General features: G+C 35.5%; 13 protein-coding genes. 6 read left to right on the top strand and 7 right to left on the bottom strand.

Going from position 1 to position 19,289, the window contains the following annotated elements:
• Nucleotides 1-182: 182 nt before the first annotated feature.
• The 7 genes from FF52_RS22885 to FF52_RS23495 all read right to left on the bottom strand — a co-directional run bounded on the left by FF52_RS22885 (nt 183) and on the right by FF52_RS23495 (nt 6,198).
• Complete coding sequence (locus FF52_RS22885; RefSeq protein ID WP_008469317.1) at nt 183-635, bottom strand: carboxymuconolactone decarboxylase family protein; 453 nt, start codon at nt 633-635, stop codon at nt 183-185.
• A 68-nt stretch (nt 636-703) separates the two neighbouring features.
• Nucleotides 704-1,279, bottom strand: a complete 576-nt coding sequence (locus FF52_RS22880; RefSeq protein ID WP_008469316.1) for a Crp/Fnr family transcriptional regulator — start codon at nt 1,277-1,279, stop codon at nt 704-706.
• A gap of 133 nt (nt 1,280-1,412) precedes the next feature.
• Nucleotides 1,413-1,574 (bottom strand): DUF6965 family protein, encoded by a 162-nt coding sequence (locus FF52_RS24040; protein ID WP_416371846.1) that lies wholly within the window; start codon nt 1,572-1,574, stop codon nt 1,413-1,415.
• A gap of 433 nt (nt 1,575-2,007) precedes the next feature.
• A complete protein-coding gene (locus tag FF52_RS22870; RefSeq protein ID WP_008469314.1) occupies nt 2,008-2,607 on the bottom strand; it encodes an IS3 family transposase in 600 nt (199 codons plus the stop codon).
• The gene (locus FF52_RS22865) at nt 2,607-3,794 is read right to left on the bottom strand and encodes an IS3 family transposase (RefSeq protein ID WP_008469313.1); all 1,188 of its coding nucleotides are present in this window, start codon (nt 3,792-3,794) and stop codon (nt 2,607-2,609) included. Before FF52_RS22865 ends, FF52_RS22870 begins: the two co-directional genes overlap by 1 nt.
• Before the next feature lie 369 nt (nt 3,795-4,163).
• Nucleotides 4,164-4,763: an IS3 family transposase gene (locus FF52_RS23300; protein WP_008469311.1), complete on the bottom strand. Its 600-nt coding sequence runs from the start codon at nt 4,761-4,763 to the stop codon at nt 4,164-4,166.
• 40 nt (nt 4,764-4,803) lie between these two features.
• A complete protein-coding gene (locus tag FF52_RS23495; RefSeq protein ID WP_008469310.1) occupies nt 4,804-6,198 on the bottom strand; it encodes an IS3 family transposase in 1,395 nt (464 codons plus the stop codon).
• A 616-nt stretch (nt 6,199-6,814) separates the two neighbouring features.
• On the opposite strand from FF52_RS23495, the gene FF52_RS22850 reads away from it, so the two are divergent.
• From FF52_RS22850 to FF52_RS22825, 6 genes are all read left to right on the top strand, one after another.
• On the top strand, nt 6,815-9,490 hold the full coding sequence (locus FF52_RS22850) for a T9SS type A sorting domain-containing protein (RefSeq protein WP_008469308.1): 2,676 nt from the start codon (nt 6,815-6,817) through the stop codon (nt 9,488-9,490).
• A 443-nt stretch (nt 9,491-9,933) separates the two neighbouring features.
• On the top strand, nt 9,934-11,889 hold the full coding sequence (locus FF52_RS22845; RefSeq protein ID WP_157498680.1) for an alpha-galactosidase: 1,956 nt from the start codon (nt 9,934-9,936) through the stop codon (nt 11,887-11,889).
• A gap of 11 nt (nt 11,890-11,900) precedes the next feature.
• Entirely contained in the window at nt 11,901-13,871 is a 1,971-nt protein-coding gene (locus FF52_RS22840; RefSeq protein ID WP_008469306.1) for a sialate O-acetylesterase, read from the top strand.
• A 19-nt stretch (nt 13,872-13,890) separates the two neighbouring features.
• Complete coding sequence (locus FF52_RS22835) at nt 13,891-16,095, top strand: alpha-galactosidase (protein WP_008469305.1); 2,205 nt, start codon at nt 13,891-13,893, stop codon at nt 16,093-16,095.
• 70 nt (nt 16,096-16,165) lie between these two features.
• A complete protein-coding gene (locus tag FF52_RS22830) occupies nt 16,166-17,182 on the top strand; it encodes a GntR family transcriptional regulator (protein ID WP_008469304.1) in 1,017 nt (338 codons plus the stop codon).
• 3 nt (nt 17,183-17,185) lie between these two features.
• The gene (locus tag FF52_RS22825) at nt 17,186-18,778 is read left to right on the top strand and encodes a solute:sodium symporter family transporter (protein WP_008469303.1); all 1,593 of its coding nucleotides are present in this window, start codon (nt 17,186-17,188) and stop codon (nt 18,776-18,778) included.
• Nucleotides 18,779-19,289 lie beyond the last annotated feature (511 nt).

Raw genomic sequence — 19,289 nt, 5'->3', positions numbered from 1 at the left:
TAGTTAGTTAGTTAGTTAGTTACTGCTGGGACTGAGTTCTTATTTTTTAACTGTGATGTGGCTAATTGGCTTTGCTATTCCTGTAAAGACATGAGCCCGAAACAAACGGGCTCATTATTATCAGATCTGATTAATTCTAAAGTTTTGTGTGAAGTCTCTTAAACCCACGCTTCCTTGCAATTTTATGCGAGACTTTGTCCTATAGGCAGTCGGGTGCTGAGTACAACCCTGTTCCAAAGATTTATCGTAATTACGGCAGTTATGATATCTGCAATCTGGGTTTCGCTGAAAAAATGCACGGCGTTTGAATAGGTTTGATCTGATAATCCCTGTTGATGGATCAAGGTTATTTCTTCCGTTATCGCCAGCACTGCTTTTTCTTCTTCTGTAAAAATATTCCCAGCTTCCCTCCAGGCGCTCAGGAGAAAAATGCGCTGGTTTGTTTCGCCGTTTTTTACCGCGTCCTGAGTGTGGATATTGATGCAGTATGCGCAGCCGTTGATCTGCGAGGCGCGGATCTTTATCAGTTCTTTGGCTGTCTTGGAGATGGAAATCCTTGAAAGATAGCTTTCCAGGCCGATCATCGCTTTCAGCGCATCCGGGGCAGCCTGCTTGATGTTTAGTCGTTTTTGCATTGTATTATTCTTTTAAAATTGTTCTATGCAAAATTGGACAATAAGAAAATGAAAAAACTTAAACTGGTTTAAGAAAGAGACCTCTTGCGGATCTCGCTCAGATATTCGGGGGTGAATCCCAGATAGGATGCGATCAGGTACTGGGGTACGCGCTGAATGAATTCAGGGTGGTTGCGGACTGCCTGAAAATAGAATTCTTCCTTAGAGAACGAGAAAAGGAATTTGATGCGTTTCTGGGCCGCTGCATAAGCCCGCTGGTAGACAAAGCGGAAATAGCGCTCCATTGCAGGAAACTCCTCCAGCAGCTTCTGCTGCTTCTCGGGAGTGATATAAAGCAGGGTGGATTTTTCCACTGCCTGAATGTAAAATTCTGTCGGCAATAGGTTCTCGTAGGCATAGTTATCGGTAAGCCACCAGGTTTCTATGGCAAATTCAGTGGTCTGCTGGGTGCCTTTCTCGTTGATGTAAAATTTTCTGAGAAGGCCCTCCAAAACAAAATAATGGTGCCGGCAGATCTGTCCCTCTTCCAGCAGGTTTTCTTTTTTGGCCGCTTGCTTGATTTCAAAGAATTTTATGATCTGCTCAAAGTCGTCCTCCGGGACCTGGGCGAACTTGGCTATATGGTTTTTAAATATATCGGACATCTGAGGTAATCGGCTTCTAGGTTTTGACTCTTTGGCCTGCCTATACAATCCGAATAACACCGGTGTATCCTTGTTTGCAGGCCAGGCGCAGCCGGTAGGCTTTTAAAGCAAATATAGCAATAATATTTCAACTCTATTCTCCCTGCAGATCCGATGTCTGACTGGGCTGGGTTTTCCTTGCCAGCAGGTAGAAATTCCTGAGATGCCGCCATGCGGAGCACATTTCAAGCGGGCCGTTGAAAGTCCTTATCCACGTATAGCAGCTTTTTAAAAAAAGCTGGGAATCTTTGCCCAAGGCTTCCAGTCCACCTGTAAATGAGGAGTCGTATTGTCAAAATATCATTTGATTTCTTCGGGATTCCGGGGCAGGAGGATTTTCGCTGCTAATTTTAGGGAGGCTAAATTCCTTGAATAATACCTGCTGATTTATCAAACTATGAGAATAAGACTTCCACTTGGAAAGAAGTTTTGGGGTCACGCCAAGTTCAATAGCCTTTTCCTTGACATTTTTTCTTTCGTAGCTTAGCAGAACGCTATTCTCTTTAAAGTCAGAGTTAAGGTTCCTAATTATTTTTGACATGATGGGAATATAATGTTAAATATTGAAAATGATCGTGCTATGAATGGTTTTTCTAAAATTAGCACTTTTTTTTATATTTATGCTCCAGCTATTAACTTGAATGTTCTTTTGAAAACTTGATTATTAAACGAAATTATATAATATTACTTCACTTGGCAGCAGCCCTTTTTTTTATATTGCATTGCAATCCCATTTCTTTCATATATCTCTTTACCGTTGAAATCGAAATCTGAAAGCCGTCATTTTGAAGCATCGCAGCAATTCTAAGGGCGCCGTAACGCTGTTGCGAGTTAAAAAATGCCTCCTTTATCTTCTGTTGTCTAATTGCTTTTAGTTTCTGCGTCTTTGTAGGAATATTTCTTTTCCATTTGTGGTAGAAAGATCTGTTAACATCTAATACGTTGCACATTAGCCTAATGCTGTACTTTTTTTCGTTTTTTTGGATAAAGTTCAAAAGTCCGGCCGCTTCCTCATTTAAGTATCGGCCAGCGGCTTTTAGAATCTGGAATTTTTCCTCTATATGCTTTATTTTTTTTTCTAGCTCTTGAATTTTCCCATTCTCGAGACGAAGCCTCGAAAAGTATTCTGCCTTGAAATTGTCGTTTCCCCATTTCTCATGCTTCTGGCGCCAATCGGTCAGCAGGCCTCTATGTAGGCCAAATTCTTTCTCCAGCTTTATGATGCTTTTGTTTCCGTAACTCATGAGGACTAGCTTTTCTTTAAAATCAGGGTCGTATTTTCGTCTCATTACATTTCTAAGTGCGAATTATAAATGGTTTGGTTTTCTGCTTCGAACTGTTCAATGGTCTTATACTTGAGATAGGAATGGATCCTTTTTCTATTATACCATGTTTCTATAAAATCATATATTTCTTTCCTCATGTGTCTTTGGCTGATCAGTTTGATTTTCTGATGAACCAATTCGTTTTTTAAGGTGCTGAAAAAACTCTCGCATACCGCATTATCATTGGAATCCCATTTTCGGCTCATACTTCGGATGCAGCCGAATGAATCAAGAATGTCACTGAAAACTTTGCAGGCATACTGCACTCCTCTGTCAGAGTGGAATATCATCCCTTCTAAAACCTTGCGGTTCTTTGCTGCCATCTTCCATGAGGGTAGAATGGTATTTTCCGCAGACATGCTGACGCTTAGATTCCAGCCTATTATTTTTCTGTCAAATAGATCCATTATTACAGTAAGATACATAAAGCGTTTTTTTGTTTTTATATACGTTATGTCTGAAACCCATACTTTTGAGGGAGCGCCCACAGTAAAATTTCTGTTTAAGACATTTGTGGCGATGTAATGGTTATGGAAGGAATCGGTGGTTGCCACAAATTTTCTTTTAGGAATCCTTTTCAGCTTCAGCTGTCGCATGTAGAAATCTACCTTGGATTGTTTCAGATTGCATCCAAGCTGATTTAATTCGGATGTGATTTGTCTGCTCCCGCAGCGTTTGTTTGAGTTAAGGAATATTTTAGTGATATTTTTTTTTAAAGCAATGATATGGCGCTTCTTCTCAGAGAGGCCGTTCTTTTTCCATATATTGTATCTTTTTTTACCCACATCCAGCACCTGGCACATCTGCATCAGGTCATATTTTTTATGGCTGTTTTTTATGAACTGGTAGATTTCCTCATTCCCGTTGTAGAGATGCGGAGTGGCATTTTGCAATATTTCGTATCTCAGTTCGGCTTTTTTTAATTTTTGTTCAAGTTCATATATGGTCTTTTGTTCAGGATGCACCCTTTTTTGGCCTTTTCCGCAAAAGCTTCCATCGCCGAATTGTCTATGCTCCCTACGCCATCTCTGGATAAAATGCATTTCTATTCCCAATTCTTCGGCAGATTCTTTAGTGCTGTTCTTCTGATAGCTTAGCTTAATGGCATTTCTTTTGAAATCAGGGCTAAATACTCTTCGTTTTTCTGCCATAATACTCTTTTTTTAATATTATTAAGAGGAAATTTAAAAAAAAATATTCTATTATAGCAGGAAGCGCTATAAAGTAATATGCTTATTCCTTTAAAAGATAAGATAGTTACAGGCATTCCTAGTCACTCCTTTTGGATCCTTCCCTATGAGCCGTCAGCAGCTTGATAAAAGGTTTTTAAAATGAGAGCCCTTCGGTTTCTCGTCAAACAGCTTCTGTATTTTCAGTATATGGTGACTTGCTAAAACTAATTATAAATCTGTTTTTTGCTTAAAAAGTTTTAGCGTAGAGTTGGAAATTATGGGTTTGGACTAATAATTAGTCGTAGTATCCTTAATGCTGATATAATATTATAATAAGGATCTGTAGATTTAAGGCTTTTTAATTGAAACGCAAAGGCCTAATTCCCTCATGTACCTCGCCGTGGTTGAGCTTGAGATCTTGTAGCCTCTTTTTTGAAGTTCAGCGGCTATTCTCATATAACCGTATCTTTTTTTATTTTCATTAAAAAGAGCCGTTATGATCTGCTGTAATTCTATTTTTCTTTTTTTTCTTTCGTGGATATAATGGCGGTTTTTCCATCTGCTGTAGGAACGCTGGTCTACGCTAAGAATTTTGCAAATTTGTTTTGCAGAACACTTTTTTTCAAATCTCTCAATGAAATGGTATATGGAGATTAGTCCCATAGAAAGATAAGGAACTGCATTTGATATAATTGAAGAATGAAGCTCTGCTTTCTCAATTCTTTTTTTGAGCAGATAAATTTTGTTGTCTTCGGGACTTAGTCTTAGGTTTCCACAACCTGGAAAACTTCCTTTGCCATATTTATAAAAATCCTGGCGCCATCGGTTCAGGAGTGTTTTTGTTATATTGAGTTCTTGCTCAATTTTTTCAATAGTACTTCCCTCATGACTCAATAATACAGCCATTTCTTTGAAATCACGGTCATAAATTCTCTGACTCTTTTTCATATTAGATAAAAGTTTTGTCCGGTATGAAAATTAATAAATTTTATGGTTTATGCATCGCATTGAATTCTTCGATAGTCAGATAATTAAGGGCGGAATGTATTCTTATTTTGTTGTACCAATTTTCTATGTAATCAATAATCAATATTTTAAGATCTTTCTTAGGCAATAATTTGTTTTGATATATCAATTCTCTTTTAAGTGTATTGAAGAAACTCTCGGCAGGGGCATTGTCTAGTGAGTTTTCCCTGCGACTCATACTGCGGATGATGCCTTTGTATGATTGCAGTCTGTTGGTAAAAGCTCTGCAGGCGTACTGTACGCCACGATCAGAGTGAAATATTAACCCTTCTGAAACTGAGCGATTCGCAACGGCCATGTCCCAGGCAGCAATTGTGGTTTTTAGGGCAGACATAGTAGTGCTAAGACTCCATCCTATTATTTTCCGGTCGTACAAATCCATAATGATCGTAAGGTATAAAAACCTTTTATCGGTTTGTATATAAGTAATGTCTGAAACCCAGACCATTGACTCAGATGTACTATTAAACTTTTGGTTTAGAAGATTTGGTGATGTATAGTGATTGTGTTTGGAATCAGTTGTGATTTTGAATTTCCTTTTTGCTTTTGGACGCAATCGCATCTCTTTCATGTATAACCCTACCTGGGTGTAAGATATTTTTGTGCCGTTATTGGTGAGTTCTTTAGCGATTTTAGTGCATCCATAAAATCCATGGGAGCTTTTAAATGTCTCTGCTATCTTTTCTTTTAGTAAAGTTATACGCTTCTTAGTATTTGAAATTGGCTGGGCTTTCCAAATACGATAACTGCTTTCGCATACTTGCAACACCCGGCACATTCTATGAATGGTATATTTTCTTTCATTTTCTTTTATGAACTCAAATACGGCAAGTGAACCTTTACGAAAGTAGGGAACGCAGTTCTTTAAGATTTCACAATTAAGTTCTGAATCAAGACATTTTTTTTCCAGTTCCATTATTTGTTGGCGAGGCTGGTCTATTCGACTTCGGCCATATCCGCAGAAACATCCCGAGCCAAATTTTTCATAGATTTTGCGCCAGCTGTGAAGACGCCCATTTGGAATATTAAGTTCTCTTTCCATTTTTGAAATATTAGTGCTCCGATAACTTTGCTGGACCACTTCCTCCTTAAATTCAGGACTAAAAAAAAGGTTCTTTGATGTTCGTCTTTTTTTGGATTGCTTAGCAATAACGAGACTCTCCATTTTTACTTTAGGTTTACCTTTACCGAGGAAACAATAGTTTCCCAATAGTTCGTACTCCCTGCGCCATTTATGTAATAAGCCTTGAGGTATATTGAGTTCTCTTTCAGTTTTGCTGTTATTGTTTCGGGTGTAACTTAACAGTACTGCCTTTTCTTTAAATTCGGGATTAAAATAACGATGTGATGTTCCCATAGATATTTGGTTTATTATTCTAATAAAACGTTTAGTGCATATCTACTGGGGGCATCTTAAGCAATTTACAACTTTTAATTGTAATTGTTTGTGAAACAATATGTTAATTATGTTTCGCCAAATTTTAAAAAAAATCCAAATAGCAATACTAGAATAAAATACTATCATGTTAAATTATGATGACTATTCAAAGTTGTAAGATTATTTCGTATATATTTGTACTAACTACTATGTTAAATGTTCTCTTGAAAAACTAGCTATTTTACCAAATGATCGGACAGATAACAAATGATATTTTTGTAAGACTTTATTTTGTAAAATTTGTACCTTATTTGTACCTCGACATTGCTTGCCTACGATAAAATAAGGAATGTTAATTTCTGCATCGCAAATAGAGGGCGCAAAGAATCCAAAATAAAATTTGCATAAAGAGTTAAGATGTTCGTAGAAGCATTTTAACTCTTTTTTTATTGAAATTCAAAAATGAACGCCAAATAAATTCTACAATTCTATTTAAACAACTCTTTTTTAGTGATATAGTAATATTTTTTTTGTATTATTGTAGTATAGTACAGTATAGTACTGTTGTAAATTTTACTAACTAATTAAGAAAACCATGCAAAAAATTACAAAAGAAACCGTCCCAGTTAAAAACATTCTAGCTTTAATGTTTTTTTTATTAACGATATGCTGCTGGGGGCAGACTTACGAATTTGAAAACGGCACTCGTACCGGAAATGCTGACATTCAAAACTGTGATTCCTGTTCAGGAAAAATAGTCGGTAATTTAGGAGGTACAGGAAGTGTCTCTTTAAACGTCAACGTAGCTACAACAGGCTGGTACAATCTGCAATTGTTTTACTGTACAGGAGATCCGCGTGCAATTCGGTTAACTGCTGGTTCAGCCACGGCTATTGCAATTCCATGTGAGCCAAGTGGAGGATGGAGCACAGCAGCTTCCAAAAATATAAGCGTCTATCTAAACAGCGGTACAACCACTCTGCTTTGGGATAATACCAATTCATGGGCTCCTAATCTGGATAAGTTTGTCTTGACGCCTTTAGCGGCTGGAACCAGTCAAACGATCTCTTTTGGAACAAATAATAGCATTGTTTATAACCTTACAAATAAAACATATAGTATAAAGTTTAATGGCGCAACCGTAATCAGTAATGCCTCAGCTTATGCAAACAGTGACCAGCAATACTTGAGCAGTAATTTTGCTTCGGCTGTTTATACTTCAGAACCGTTTGCAGACAATATAGGAAGTGGCACTAAACATATTTTTACTTTAAGTGGTAATTATAATCTTGGAATGCAACAGATTTTTTACACTTATACCAATAAAAACTATTTAGCTGTGCAAGTAGTTTTAACAGGGAATGGATCAAACTGTTATAAAATGTCCCCTTTAACCAGTAATCAGATAACGCCAAATTTTGAAACAGGAGATACAAGAGCCGTATTTGTTCCTTATGATAATGACGCTTGGATTCGATACAATGCTTATACTTTAAATTCGGCTGATTTTACAGCATCAGAGGTGACCAATATTTATAACAATACCAATCGAAAAGGTTTGGTAATTGGTTCTTTGGAACATACCAAATGGAAAACAGGTGTCACTGTAAGCGGTGGTGGTTCATCATCGGCTTATGTTTCCGTTATTGCAGGATGGACTAAACAAGACATAACCAGAGATGCGCGAGGACATGGTTGGGTAAATGTTGGGCAAACGAGCTGTCCTTCTCCAAAAATAATGATTAATGCTACGAACGACTGGAGAACTGGATTTGAAGAATTTGCGCAAGCCAACGCAGCGATGCAACCCAAATATATTTTTGATTGGACAGCACCAAAACCAATTGGATGGAATAGCTGGGGAGCTATGCAGACCAATATCAACTTGACGAAGGCAAAAGCAGTGGTAGATTTTTTTCATAATGATTGCCCTGCGTTTAAAACGGAGGATAATACTTTATTCATCGACTTAGATTCGTATTGGGATAATATGAGTGATTCGGAGTTGGCACAATTTGTTACTTATGCAAAAAGCAAAGGATATAAGGCTGGAATTTATTGGGCTCCGTTTGTAGATTGGGGAAAATACAATCGTCAGGTTGAGGGAAGTTCGTATACTTATAATCAATGTTGGACAAAAGTCAATGGAAATCCGTTTGAATTGGATGGCGCTTACGCTATGGATCCGACAAGTCCAGGAACTAAGGCAAGAATTCAATATTTTATAAATCGCTTTAAAACTGCTGGATTCGAAATGATAAAAATTGACTTTTTAACTCATGCAAGTATTGAAGCAGATAGCTTTGCTAATAACCAGTTGCATACAGGAATGGAAGCGTATCAAGAAGGAATGAAATTCTTAATTGACCAAATTGGAGGAACGATGCTGGTTCAGGCAGCTATATCTCCTAATCTAGCTACTGGTCCTTTTGTGCATGTAAGACGTATTGCATGTGATGCATACGCGACAATAAGTGATACTGATTATACTTTGAATAGTACAACTTATGGATGGTGGCAAAATCAAATTTATGATTATATCGATGCAGATCACGTAGTTTTCGGAAATGCTTCAATTGGACAGAATCGTGCAAGATTATTAAGTAGTGTAGTTACAGGAACGGTAATTACTGGTGATGATTTTTCTGTTGCTGGACAATGGAAAACTACTGCACAAAATCTTTTGCAAAATAATGATGTAATGGATGTTGCACGTAATGAAATGCACTTTATTCCTGCAGATGGAAATACGGGATATAATGCGGCGAGTGTTTTTTCGGCAACGCATAATAACGTTACTTATGTGGCAGTTTTTAATTACAGCAATTCGGCTACGACAAATAATATCAGTTTGAGTCGTTTAGGGCTTGGTTCAGGCAATTATACTGTTAAAGAACTCTATTCTGGAGCTACGAGTACAGCTCAAAGCACATTAAGTGTTCAACTGCCTCAGGCTGATGCTGCGATTTATGCTATTTCTAGCGGGACATTAAGTACTCCAAGTTATAATTGGTCGAATGCTTCTACTAATTATGTTTTTCCTAACCCTGCGACAGACAGTTTTAGAATTAAGTTTGATCAGGAAATTAATGGTCCAACAGTAATCTCGGTACACAATATAGCAGGAAAAGAAGTTTGGAAAAACACTGTTACAACAAATGGAACAATTAGTTCAGAAATTCCGGTAAACGGTCTTACAAAAGGCGTTTATGTAGTAAAAGTGAAAGCATCTGGACATCCTCAGCAAAATTTTAAATTTGTTAAGAATTAAAAATCTTTAAGTAACTTTTAAAAATCCCGATTTTCATTATGTTGAGAATCGGGATTTTTTGTATTGATGTTTTAGAATTTTTAAACGGCAAATTTGAAATATAGTACTTCTTGTGCTGTATATTTTTTGTTTATTTTTTTGAAATTTTTATCCGTTTATTGTCAGATTGACTATTTTGAAGAAAAAAATGCAATCCTTTTTAAGTGATTTTATTTATTGATTTATAGGTGTTTATGTTTTTGGAATCGGAAAAAATGAGCACTATTTTTACTTATATTCTTGCAGGGTTAATTTTAATTTGTATTATTGTAGTATAGAATAGTATAATAAACCAAAAAACTTATCTAATGAACCACTATCCTTTTCCTTTAAAAAAACTGTTTTTATCCATTTTTCTGGCAGTATTTTTTTGTATATCAGCTTTAGCGCAAAAAAATATTACAATGACTTTTGGTAAAAACGGAATCATTATTTATGATGTGAAACAAAAAACGATTTCAGTAAGCCAATCTGGAAAAACTGTATTTAGCGGAGCAAAAGCTTCTGTTATAGTTAACGGAAAAACCATAACGACAGATTCATATCCGGATGCTGTTTTTGCAAAACAAACTATTAAAGATGATTTAGGAGATGGTTTAAAATATACTTTAACTTATAAAGAGAAAAATAACCCAACTTTAATTCAGAGTTTTTATACTTATACTAACAAGTCTTACTTTATAACTCAAATAGAAATAATAAGTAACGGAAAACAGATTGCTACCAATTATATCTCACCATTAGATTTAGGTAAACTTGCTTTTGATAAAATTGAAAATCTGCACACCGTTTTTGTTCCTTATGACAATGATGCTTTTATAAGTTATAATTCTAAAAAACTAGATACTATTTCGCAAAATACTAGTGCAGAAGTTGGAATTATATTCAACAACAATTCAAGAAACGGTTTTATTGTAGGTTCGCTTGAACATACCGTTTGGAAAAGCGCTGTTAAAACAATCAATACAAATAAAGAAGCACAATTTTCGGCTTGGGCAGGATTTTCAGAAAAAGAAATAACTAGAGATAGTATTGAGCACGGAATAATAAAAGGTGAAAAAGTTTTGTCTCCTAAATTCTTCGTCGGATATTATTCTGATTGGAGAGAGGGAATGGAAGAATATGCAAAAACAAATCGTATTGTAGAGAAACCTTTTGTTTTTACTTGGAATAAACCAACTCCAGTTGGCTGGAATAGCTGGGGTGTTTTGATGGAGAAAATTAATTTTGAAAACACGACTAAAGTTGCCGATTTTTTTGCGAACTCAATTCCGCAGTTTAGAGTAGGCAATACAGCTTATATTGATCTCGATTCTTTTTGGGATAATATGGTAAAAGGCGGATTTACAGGAGATTTCAGTAAATTAAAAGAATTTGCAGATTATTGCAAAAGCAAAGGTTTAGAACCTGGAGCCTATTGGGCACCTTTTACCGATTGGGGTTGGAAAGACGGCCCAAACCGCAAAGCAGAAGGCAGTGATTATACTTTTGGAGAATTGTGGACTAAAACCGGAAATACTTATTTTGATTTCGACGGTGCTCGTGCCATAGATCCTACACATCCTGGAACGCTTAAACGCGTTGATTACGTTATTAATAAGCTAAAAGCATGTGGTTTTAAAATGATAAAAATTGACTTTTTGGGTCACGCCGCTGCAGAATCGACTTCATTCTATGATAAAAATGTGACCACAGGAATGCAGGCTTATAAAGTAGGAATGGAACATTTAGTAAAAGCTTTAGATGGACAAATGCTAATTTATGCTGCAATTTCTCCTAATATGGCTACAGGTCGTTACGCACACGTTCGCCGTATTGCATGCGACGCTTGGAAAACAATCGAGCAGACACAATACACCTTAAATAGTGTCAATTATGGCTGGTGGCAAACGCATTTGTATGATTATATAGATGCAGACCATGTTGTTTTTGCAGATGTTACAGAAGGTGAAAATAGAGCTAGATTAATATCTTCGGTAATTACGGGAACATTAATTACAGGAGACGATTACAGTAAAGATGGAATCTGGAGCAAGCGTGCAAAAGATTGGCTTCAAAATCAGGAATTGCTTAAAATTGTTGCCAATGGAGTAGCTTTCCGTCCAGTAGAAGGAAATACGGGAAAACTAACAACTGAAGTTTTCGAACAAAAAATAGGAAATGATTGGTATGTTGCAGTTTTAAATTATGGTTCAGCAGCTAAAAATTTTACTCTGCCATTAGAAAGACTTGGTGTTAAGAACGGTAACTATAAATTGCAAAATCTTTTTACAGCCGAAACTGTTGAGATAAAAAACAACAGTATAGACTTAAATCTTAGTGCTAAAAATGCTGGTTTATTTAAAATAGTAAAACGTTAATTGATAGAATTATGAGAAAACATTTTTTTAAGAAAACGGCTTTAGTGTTTGCCTTATTTATTCTTTGCTCAAACGTAATAAATGCAACGGTTTCATTGCCATCTTTCTTTACAGATAATATGGTTTTGCAGCAAAAAAGTACAGTTCCGTTTTGGGGAGAAAGCGATAAACAATCAGTGTCTGTTACAACTTCTTGGGATAAAAAGACTTATAAAGTCAATGTGGTAAACGGTAAATGGGAGGTAGTTTTAAAAACTCCAGTTTATGGCGGCCCTTATACTATTGCAATAAATGACGGAGATTTAAAAACGCTGCAAAATGTTTTAATTGGCGATGTTTGGCTATGTTCTGGACAAAGCAATATGGAAATGCCTTTGGAAGGCTGGGGAAAAATCGATAATTATAAGGAAGAAATTGCAAATGCCAATTATCCTCAAATACGATTATTACAAGCCGAACATATCGAAAGCACTTTACCTCTAAACACACTAAAAGTGCAACACGATGGGTGGAATGTATGCAGCCCTAAAACTATTGCCGATTTTAGTGCGACGGCTTATTTTTTTGCTAGAAAAATTTATAAAGAAAAAAAGATTCCCATTGGATTGATTCATTCTTCTTGGGGAGGAACATTAATAGAAGCATGGACAAGTTCTGGAGCGCTAAGTACCATTCATGATTTTGATGCCGAAATTGAAGCCATGAAATCTGAAACAAGCAGAGAAGTTTTAGAAAAAAAATACAATGCTGATTTAGCAGTTTGGGAAAAACATCTTGCTAATGCTGACAAAGGATATGAGAAAGAAAAAGCAGTTTGGGCAACGTCTAAACTTGATGATTCAGCTTGGAAAACAATGAAAGTGCCTTCTTTTTTTGACAGCAACGGTTTAGGGAATTTTGATGGTATAGTTTGGTTTAGAAAAAAAGTAAATATTTCAGATGCTACTAAAGATTTCACTCTGAGTTATTTTGCTGATGACGATGATATAATTTGGGTTAACGGAAATTATATTGGAGAAACCAAAGGCTATAATGTAGAACGCCATTATACCATTCCAGCGAAATATTTGAAGAAAGGTGAAAACCTAATAACAATAAGAGTTTTTGACGGAGCAGGAAATGGAGGAATTTACGGAGATGAAAATATCGCTTTAAAATCGGATAAAGAAACTATTTCATTGAGCGGAGATTGGAAATATGTTATTGGTGTCGACAGTAAAGATTTGCCTGCAAAACCATATTTGGCCCAAGGGCAAAACCGACCAAGCGCCATATACAATGCCATGATTGCGCCTTTGTTAGATTATAAAATAAAAGGAGTAATCTGGTATCAAGGTGAGAGTAATGCCGAAAGAGCGCATCAATATCAAAAGTTAATGCCACTCTTGATAAACGACTGGCGAGATAAATTTAAAGACAAAAATCTTCCTTTTTTCTTTGTGCAATTGGCTAATTATAAAGAGAAGAAAAAACAGCCAGGAGATTCAGATTGGGCAGAATTAAGAGAAGCACAATTCCTGACCTTGAAAGTTCCCAATACAGGAATGGCTGTGACAACTGATATTGGTGATGGAGAAGACATTCATCCAAAAAATAAACAAGATGTAGGAGGGCGCTTGGCGAATATTGCTTTAGCGAAAGTCTATAATACCAAAATTGATTATTCGGGACCTCTTTATAAATCATATAAAATTGAGCATAACAGCATTATTCTAGATTTTGATTTTAATACCGGTATTAAAGCTAAAGACAATATTCTGAAAGGATTTTCAATTGCGGGATCCGACCAGAAGTTTTATTGGGCAGAAGCAAAAATAGTTGATGGAAAAGTAGTGGTTTATGCTCAGGAAGTTCCAAACCCTGTGGCTGTAAGATACAATTGGGCAGACAATCCAGACGGAAACTTAACCAATGCATCAGGATTGCCAGCATCATCATTTAGAACCGATAATTGGAAAGGAATTACAGAAGGAAAAAAATAAAAAAATAACATATAATAAAATGAAAAAACAAAGTATCAATTTAAGGCAGTCTTTTGCGATAGCATTTTTTATTCTCACGAGTTATTGCAGTACAGTAACCGCACAACAGATTATCGCTGTAAAAACAAAAACTAACGCATTAGTTTTACAAGTAACACCTGGAAAAGAAGTAAATACTATTTATTTAGGAGAAAAACTGGCAAACGACTCGGATTATGCTAAAATACAAAGTCAGTTTCGTCAAGGAACGGATTATTCAGGAATTTATAATGCGGCTTACACTGCTTCTGGATCAAAAAATTTATTAGAACCTGCAATTACAGTAACACATGCTGACGGAAACACTTCTTTGGATTTGCTATATGTAAGTCATAAAACGAATGCGGTAAGTACAGGAGTTTCTCAAACTGAAATTACATTAAAAGATCCTGTATATCCAGTTGAGGTTCATTTGTTTATCCAATCTTATTATGATACTGATGTGATTGAGCAATGGACAACGATTCAGCACAATGAAAAAGGAAGCATCACTTTAAATAAATATGCATCGGCTAATTTATATTTAAAAGGATACAAAAACTTTTATTTGAATCAATATCATGGAGACTGGGCAAAAGAAATGCAGCCAGAAGAGACTAAAATTACTCACGGAATCAAAACTTTAGATACGAAATTAGGTTCTCGCACCAATTTGTTTCAACCTTCTGTTTTTATGGTTTCTTTGGATAAACCAGCTACTGAAGATGAAGGGAAAGTTTTATTTGCAGGTTTAGAATGGTCAGGTAATTTTAGAACCGATTTAGAATTAGATCCATTGAACAATCTTCGTCTTATTTCTGGAATCAATAATGCGGCAGCAGCTTACAAATTAGCTAAAAGCGAAGTTTTTACGACTCCTAAATTTTGGTACACTTTATCATCAAAAGGAAAAGGAACTGCAAGCCGTAATCTGCACGATTGGTCAAGAACTTACAAAATCTTAGACGGAAAAGAAAATCGTTTGACTTTATTAAACAACTGGGAAGCAACATATTTTAATTTTGATGAAGAAAAACTTAAAGTTTTAATTGCCGATAGCAAAAAACTAGGCGTTGATCTGTTCTTGTTAGACGATGGTTGGTTTGGAAACACGTATCCTCGTAACAACGATGATGCAGCTTTGGGAGATTGGGATGTCAATAAAAAGAAATTGCCAAACGGAATTGGAACTTTAGTAAAAACGGCCAAAGACAATCAAGTGAAATTCGGAATTTGGATTGAGCCTGAAATGGTAAATCCTGCAAGTGATTTGTATAAAAAACACCCTGATTGGGTTATCAAACAGCCAGGTAGAGCAGAACATTATTTCCGTAATCAATTGGTTTTAGATTTGGCAAATCCAAAAGTTCAGGATTTTGTGTACGGAGTTGTAGATAATCTTTTTACTGAAAATCCAGAATTAGCTTATATTAAATGGGATTGTAATGCTGTGATTTATAATGCTAATTCTAATTATTTGAAAGACAAACAGAATAATTTCTACACCGATTATGTAAACGGATTGTACAAAGTGTTGGAACGTATACGCGTAAAATATCTAAAAGTGCCAATGATGCTTTGTTCTGGCGGTGGAGGAAGAGTAGATTATGGTGCTTTGAAATACTTTACAGAATTCTGGCCAAGTGACAACACAGATCCTTTAGAGCGTGTTTACATGCAATGGGAATACTCGTATTTTTATCCAGCGCTTACTATTGCGGCACACGTTACAGACTGGGGAAAACAACCTCTAAAATACCGTACAGATGTTGCTATGATGGGAAAATTAGGTTTTGATATTGTGGTAAAAGATTTAAATGAAAAGGATTTGGCTTTCACTCAAAAAGCAATAAAAAACTATAACGAATTAAGCAATACCATCTGGCAGGGAGACCAATATCGTCTGCAGAATCCGTGGGATAATGATGCCGCTTCTGTAATGTTTGTCAATAAAAATGGTAATGAAGCTGTGGTTTTCAGCTATTCTGTTAACTCTAGATATGAAGCAGGAACTCATCTTCCAATTAAACTAAAAGGATTGCAGGCTGGACAAAACTATAAAGTAGAAGAAATTAACGTGTATCCAGATAAAAAACCAGTGGTAGAAACTGCTGTATATTCGGGCGATTTTTTAATGCAAGTTGGGATTAATCCGAATGTTACAGCATCAAACAGTAGTGTTGTTTTAAAAATTACTAAGGCCTAAACTAAATTTCAAACATTAGTATATATTTGTAATACAATATTTTCTAAATAAATACTTATTAAAACGATTTATGAAGCAAATTATTCAGCAGATCAAAAATCTTGAATCTATAAATTCCTTATCTAAGCATGAGCAATTGGTTCAGGGAATAATTAATGCCATTGATGAAAAGGTAGTCGTAAAAGGCGATTTACTTCCTTCTGTAAATACTTTTATTAGCGAATTGGGTTTTGCGAGAGAAACCATTGCAAAAGCTTATAAAGAATTGGTGCACAGAGGAATTATCGAATCGAAAAACCGATTGGGGTATTTTGTAGCTACCAATGATGTAAAGCAGGAGTTAAAAGTGGCATTGCTGATATTTGCTTTTGATATTTTTCAGGAAATGTTTTACGAGAATTTTAGAAAAGGACTGGGCAAAAATGTGCAATTGGATATTTTCTTTCATCATAACAATTTTGATACGTTCGAAAATATAGTTCAAAGCATAAAAGGAAAATACGGAATGTTTGTTATCGCTCCGATTCCGAATAAAAAAACACCTGCTGTCTTAAAACAATTGCCTACAAACAGAGTGCTGTTGGTAGACCGTTTTATAGAAACGGATGAAGATTACAATTATGTTGCACAAGAGTTTGGAGATTCGTCTTACAACGCTTTTGTGCAGCTTAAAGATAAAATTAAAAAGTACGATGAACTTGTTTTCTTCTTCAAGCCATCGTCTGCAGAACCTAATGAAATCTTAAATTCTTTTAAAAGATTTATGAAAGATTATGATATCAAGGGAGTTATAAAAGAAGAATATACAGCTGGCTCTCTGGAAAAAGGAAAAGTATATTTTACCATTCACAATTTGGAACTTTGGGAAATGCTGAAAGATTCTAAAATTAAAGGATTGAAGATTGGTAAAGACATTGGTTTTATTTCGCATAACGATGATATTGTAAAAGAGATCATTTTTGACGGAGTAACTACATTTTCTACAGATTTCTCTGAAATGGGAAGAAGAGCAGCCGATTTTGTGCTGAACAGAAAAAAAACGCAGGAAATCATTCCAACAGTTCTTATCGATAGAAATTCGCTGTAATTTATGAATGTTTTATCGATTGTTAGTTTCCTACTGATTACGGGTTTAGTTGCCGTTATTTCAGCAATAAAAACGCGAAAAAAAAAGGTACAGACAACAAGCGGACTTTTTTTTGCAGACCATAACAATAATTTTTTTATAGTCGGAGGTGCTTTACTGCTCAGTAATATAAGTGCTAATCAGTTTATAGGTGAAAACGAATCTATTTACACCAATAACATGAGCGTGATAGCATGGGGCGTAAGTTCTGTGCTGGCGATGCTTTTGGTTGCTGAGTTTTTTCTTCCAATTTATTTTCGAACTGGAGCAATGACAATTCCCGATTATCTCGGAAAGCGTTACGATCAATCGACTAAAAGACTCGTATCGATTATATTTCTTTGCAGTTATATTGTTAATTTACTTCCAGCCGTATTATATGGTGGAGCAGTAGCGCTGACTGGAATGTTTAATTTCTTGTCTCCATTTGGATTTAGTTATTGGCAGAATATCTGGGTAATGGTTTGGCTAATAGGTCTTACAGGTTGCGCTTATTCAGTTTTGGGCGGTTTGCGAGCCATATCGATCAGCGATACTGTTTTGAGTGTCGGTTTGCTGACTATTGGTATTGCATTTCCTTATTTTGGATTTAAATTCTTAGGAAACGGAGATTGGTTCAAAGGACTTCATATTCTGCTGTCAGAAAATAAAGAGCATTTAAATGCAATTGGTGGTCCTCATGATGAAATTCCGCTCAGCACCATTTTTACAGGTATGTTTATCATGAATCTGTATTATTGGGGAATGGAACAATTTATTGTACAGCAGGCACTTTCGGCAAAAAGTTTATCCCATAGCCAGAAAGGTATGGGGCTAGCTTGCTTAGGAAAGCTCTTATGTCCTTTTATTATAAATATTCCTGGATTGGTTGGAACACATCTTTATAAAAATTTAGAAAATACAGCAGAAGTTTTTCCGCTTGTCATTAAAGATACCATGCCGGGAATCATGATTGGTCTAACGGCAGCTGTTGTTCTAGGAGCAGCAATAAGCACTTTTAATGCAGGACTTAACAGCAGCAGTACTTTATTTGTTCTTAATCTTTACAAACCTTGGTTAGAGAAAAGAAATAAAGAAGCGACAGAGAAACATCTGGTTTACACAGGACGTAAATTTGAAATTATTGTTTCAGGTCTGGCTATGTTTTCGGCACCATTTATCATTTTTAGTAAAGCTGGTTTTTACACTTACTTGCAGCAATTAGGCGGTATGTTTTGTGTGCCCATTTTTACTATTATACTGATTGGTTTTGTATTTAAAAAAGTACCGCCTCAAGCAGCAAAAACGGGTATGATTTTTTTCATTTTGAGCTATATTTTTTTCAATTATGTATTGGACATTAAATTGCATTATCTGCACATGCTGGCTCTTTTGTTTATTCTGACTTCATTCTGTATGCTATTGGTATCTAGGTATTATCCTGCGTATCAATACACCGAAATCAAATTTGAAACAGTAGAATTATCGCCTTGGAAAAATCGTTATTGGTATTTTGCTTTATTGATTATTGGCATGATAAGCATTTTTATTTTATTCTCTAAATGGGGAATAGCTTAGGTTTTAAGGTGCTGAGATGCTGAGATACTGAGGTTCTAAGGTTTAGGTGCAAAGGTTCAGAGGTTCAAAGATTTATGTAGAGACGCACTTCAGTGCGTTTTTTTTTATGTTTTAGGTTAAACCTAACAGTTTTTTAAAACCTGTTAGGTCTAATTAATAGACATATATTGAAAAGTTTTTTATTAAAAAGACACATTTTGCATGTCTTTTAAAGGATAAATATCTTGAGAATGAGTTCTTTAATTTGTACACTTTTTTCCTTGGTTTTAATTGAACCTTTCTTCTTTTTTGTCTGACATTTCTTTAAATTATCATATCCTTTATTTTCTTTTTCCTTTTTTAGATGCCGTATTTGTGGCAAAGCCGAAATAAATCAATAAAAAAAATAGCAAATTCTTAAAACATAAATTTGGATGTAATGAAAATATTTGTATGTTTGTAATGTTGTAGTATAGTATAGTATAAGTCAATTCGTTTTCTCGTATTTTAAATGCTCAATAAAGAACAAAAA

It is taken from the genome of Flavobacterium sp. F52 (assembly GCF_000278705.1).
GTDB lineage: Bacteria > Bacteroidota > Bacteroidia > Flavobacteriales > Flavobacteriaceae > Flavobacterium > Flavobacterium anhuiense.
The sequence above is the reverse complement of the archived record's forward strand: the minus strand, read 5'-3'. Positions and strand labels throughout refer to the sequence as shown.

Excerpts from the sequence above, each read along its gene's own strand:
- FF52_RS22885 (WP_008469317.1), bottom strand. The coding sequence starts at position 635 with ATGCAAAAACGACTAAACATCAAGCAGGCTGCCCCGGATGCGCTGAAA.
- FF52_RS22880 (WP_008469316.1), bottom strand. The coding sequence starts at position 1,279 with ATGTCCGATATATTTAAAAACCATATAGCCAAGTTCGCCCAGGTCCCG.
- FF52_RS22870 (WP_008469314.1), bottom strand. The coding sequence starts at position 2,607 with ATGAGACGAAAATACGACCCTGATTTTAAAGAAAAGCTAGTCCTCATG.
- FF52_RS22865 (WP_008469313.1), bottom strand. The coding sequence starts at position 3,794 with ATGGCAGAAAAACGAAGAGTATTTAGCCCTGATTTCAAAAGAAATGCC.
- FF52_RS23300 (WP_008469311.1), bottom strand. The coding sequence starts at position 4,763 with ATGAAAAAGAGTCAGAGAATTTATGACCGTGATTTCAAAGAAATGGCT.
- FF52_RS23495 (WP_008469310.1), bottom strand. The coding sequence starts at position 6,198 with ATGGGAACATCACATCGTTATTTTAATCCCGAATTTAAAGAAAAGGCA.
- FF52_RS22850 (WP_008469308.1), top strand. The coding sequence starts at position 6,815 with ATGCAAAAAATTACAAAAGAAACCGTCCCAGTTAAAAACATTCTAGCT.
- FF52_RS22845 (WP_157498680.1), top strand. The coding sequence starts at position 9,934 with ATGACTTTTGGTAAAAACGGAATCATTATTTATGATGTGAAACAAAAA.
- FF52_RS22840 (WP_008469306.1), top strand. The coding sequence starts at position 11,901 with ATGAGAAAACATTTTTTTAAGAAAACGGCTTTAGTGTTTGCCTTATTT.
- FF52_RS22835 (WP_008469305.1), top strand. The coding sequence starts at position 13,891 with ATGAAAAAACAAAGTATCAATTTAAGGCAGTCTTTTGCGATAGCATTT.
- FF52_RS22830 (WP_008469304.1), top strand. The coding sequence starts at position 16,166 with ATGAAGCAAATTATTCAGCAGATCAAAAATCTTGAATCTATAAATTCC.
- FF52_RS22825 (WP_008469303.1), top strand. The coding sequence starts at position 17,186 with ATGAATGTTTTATCGATTGTTAGTTTCCTACTGATTACGGGTTTAGTT.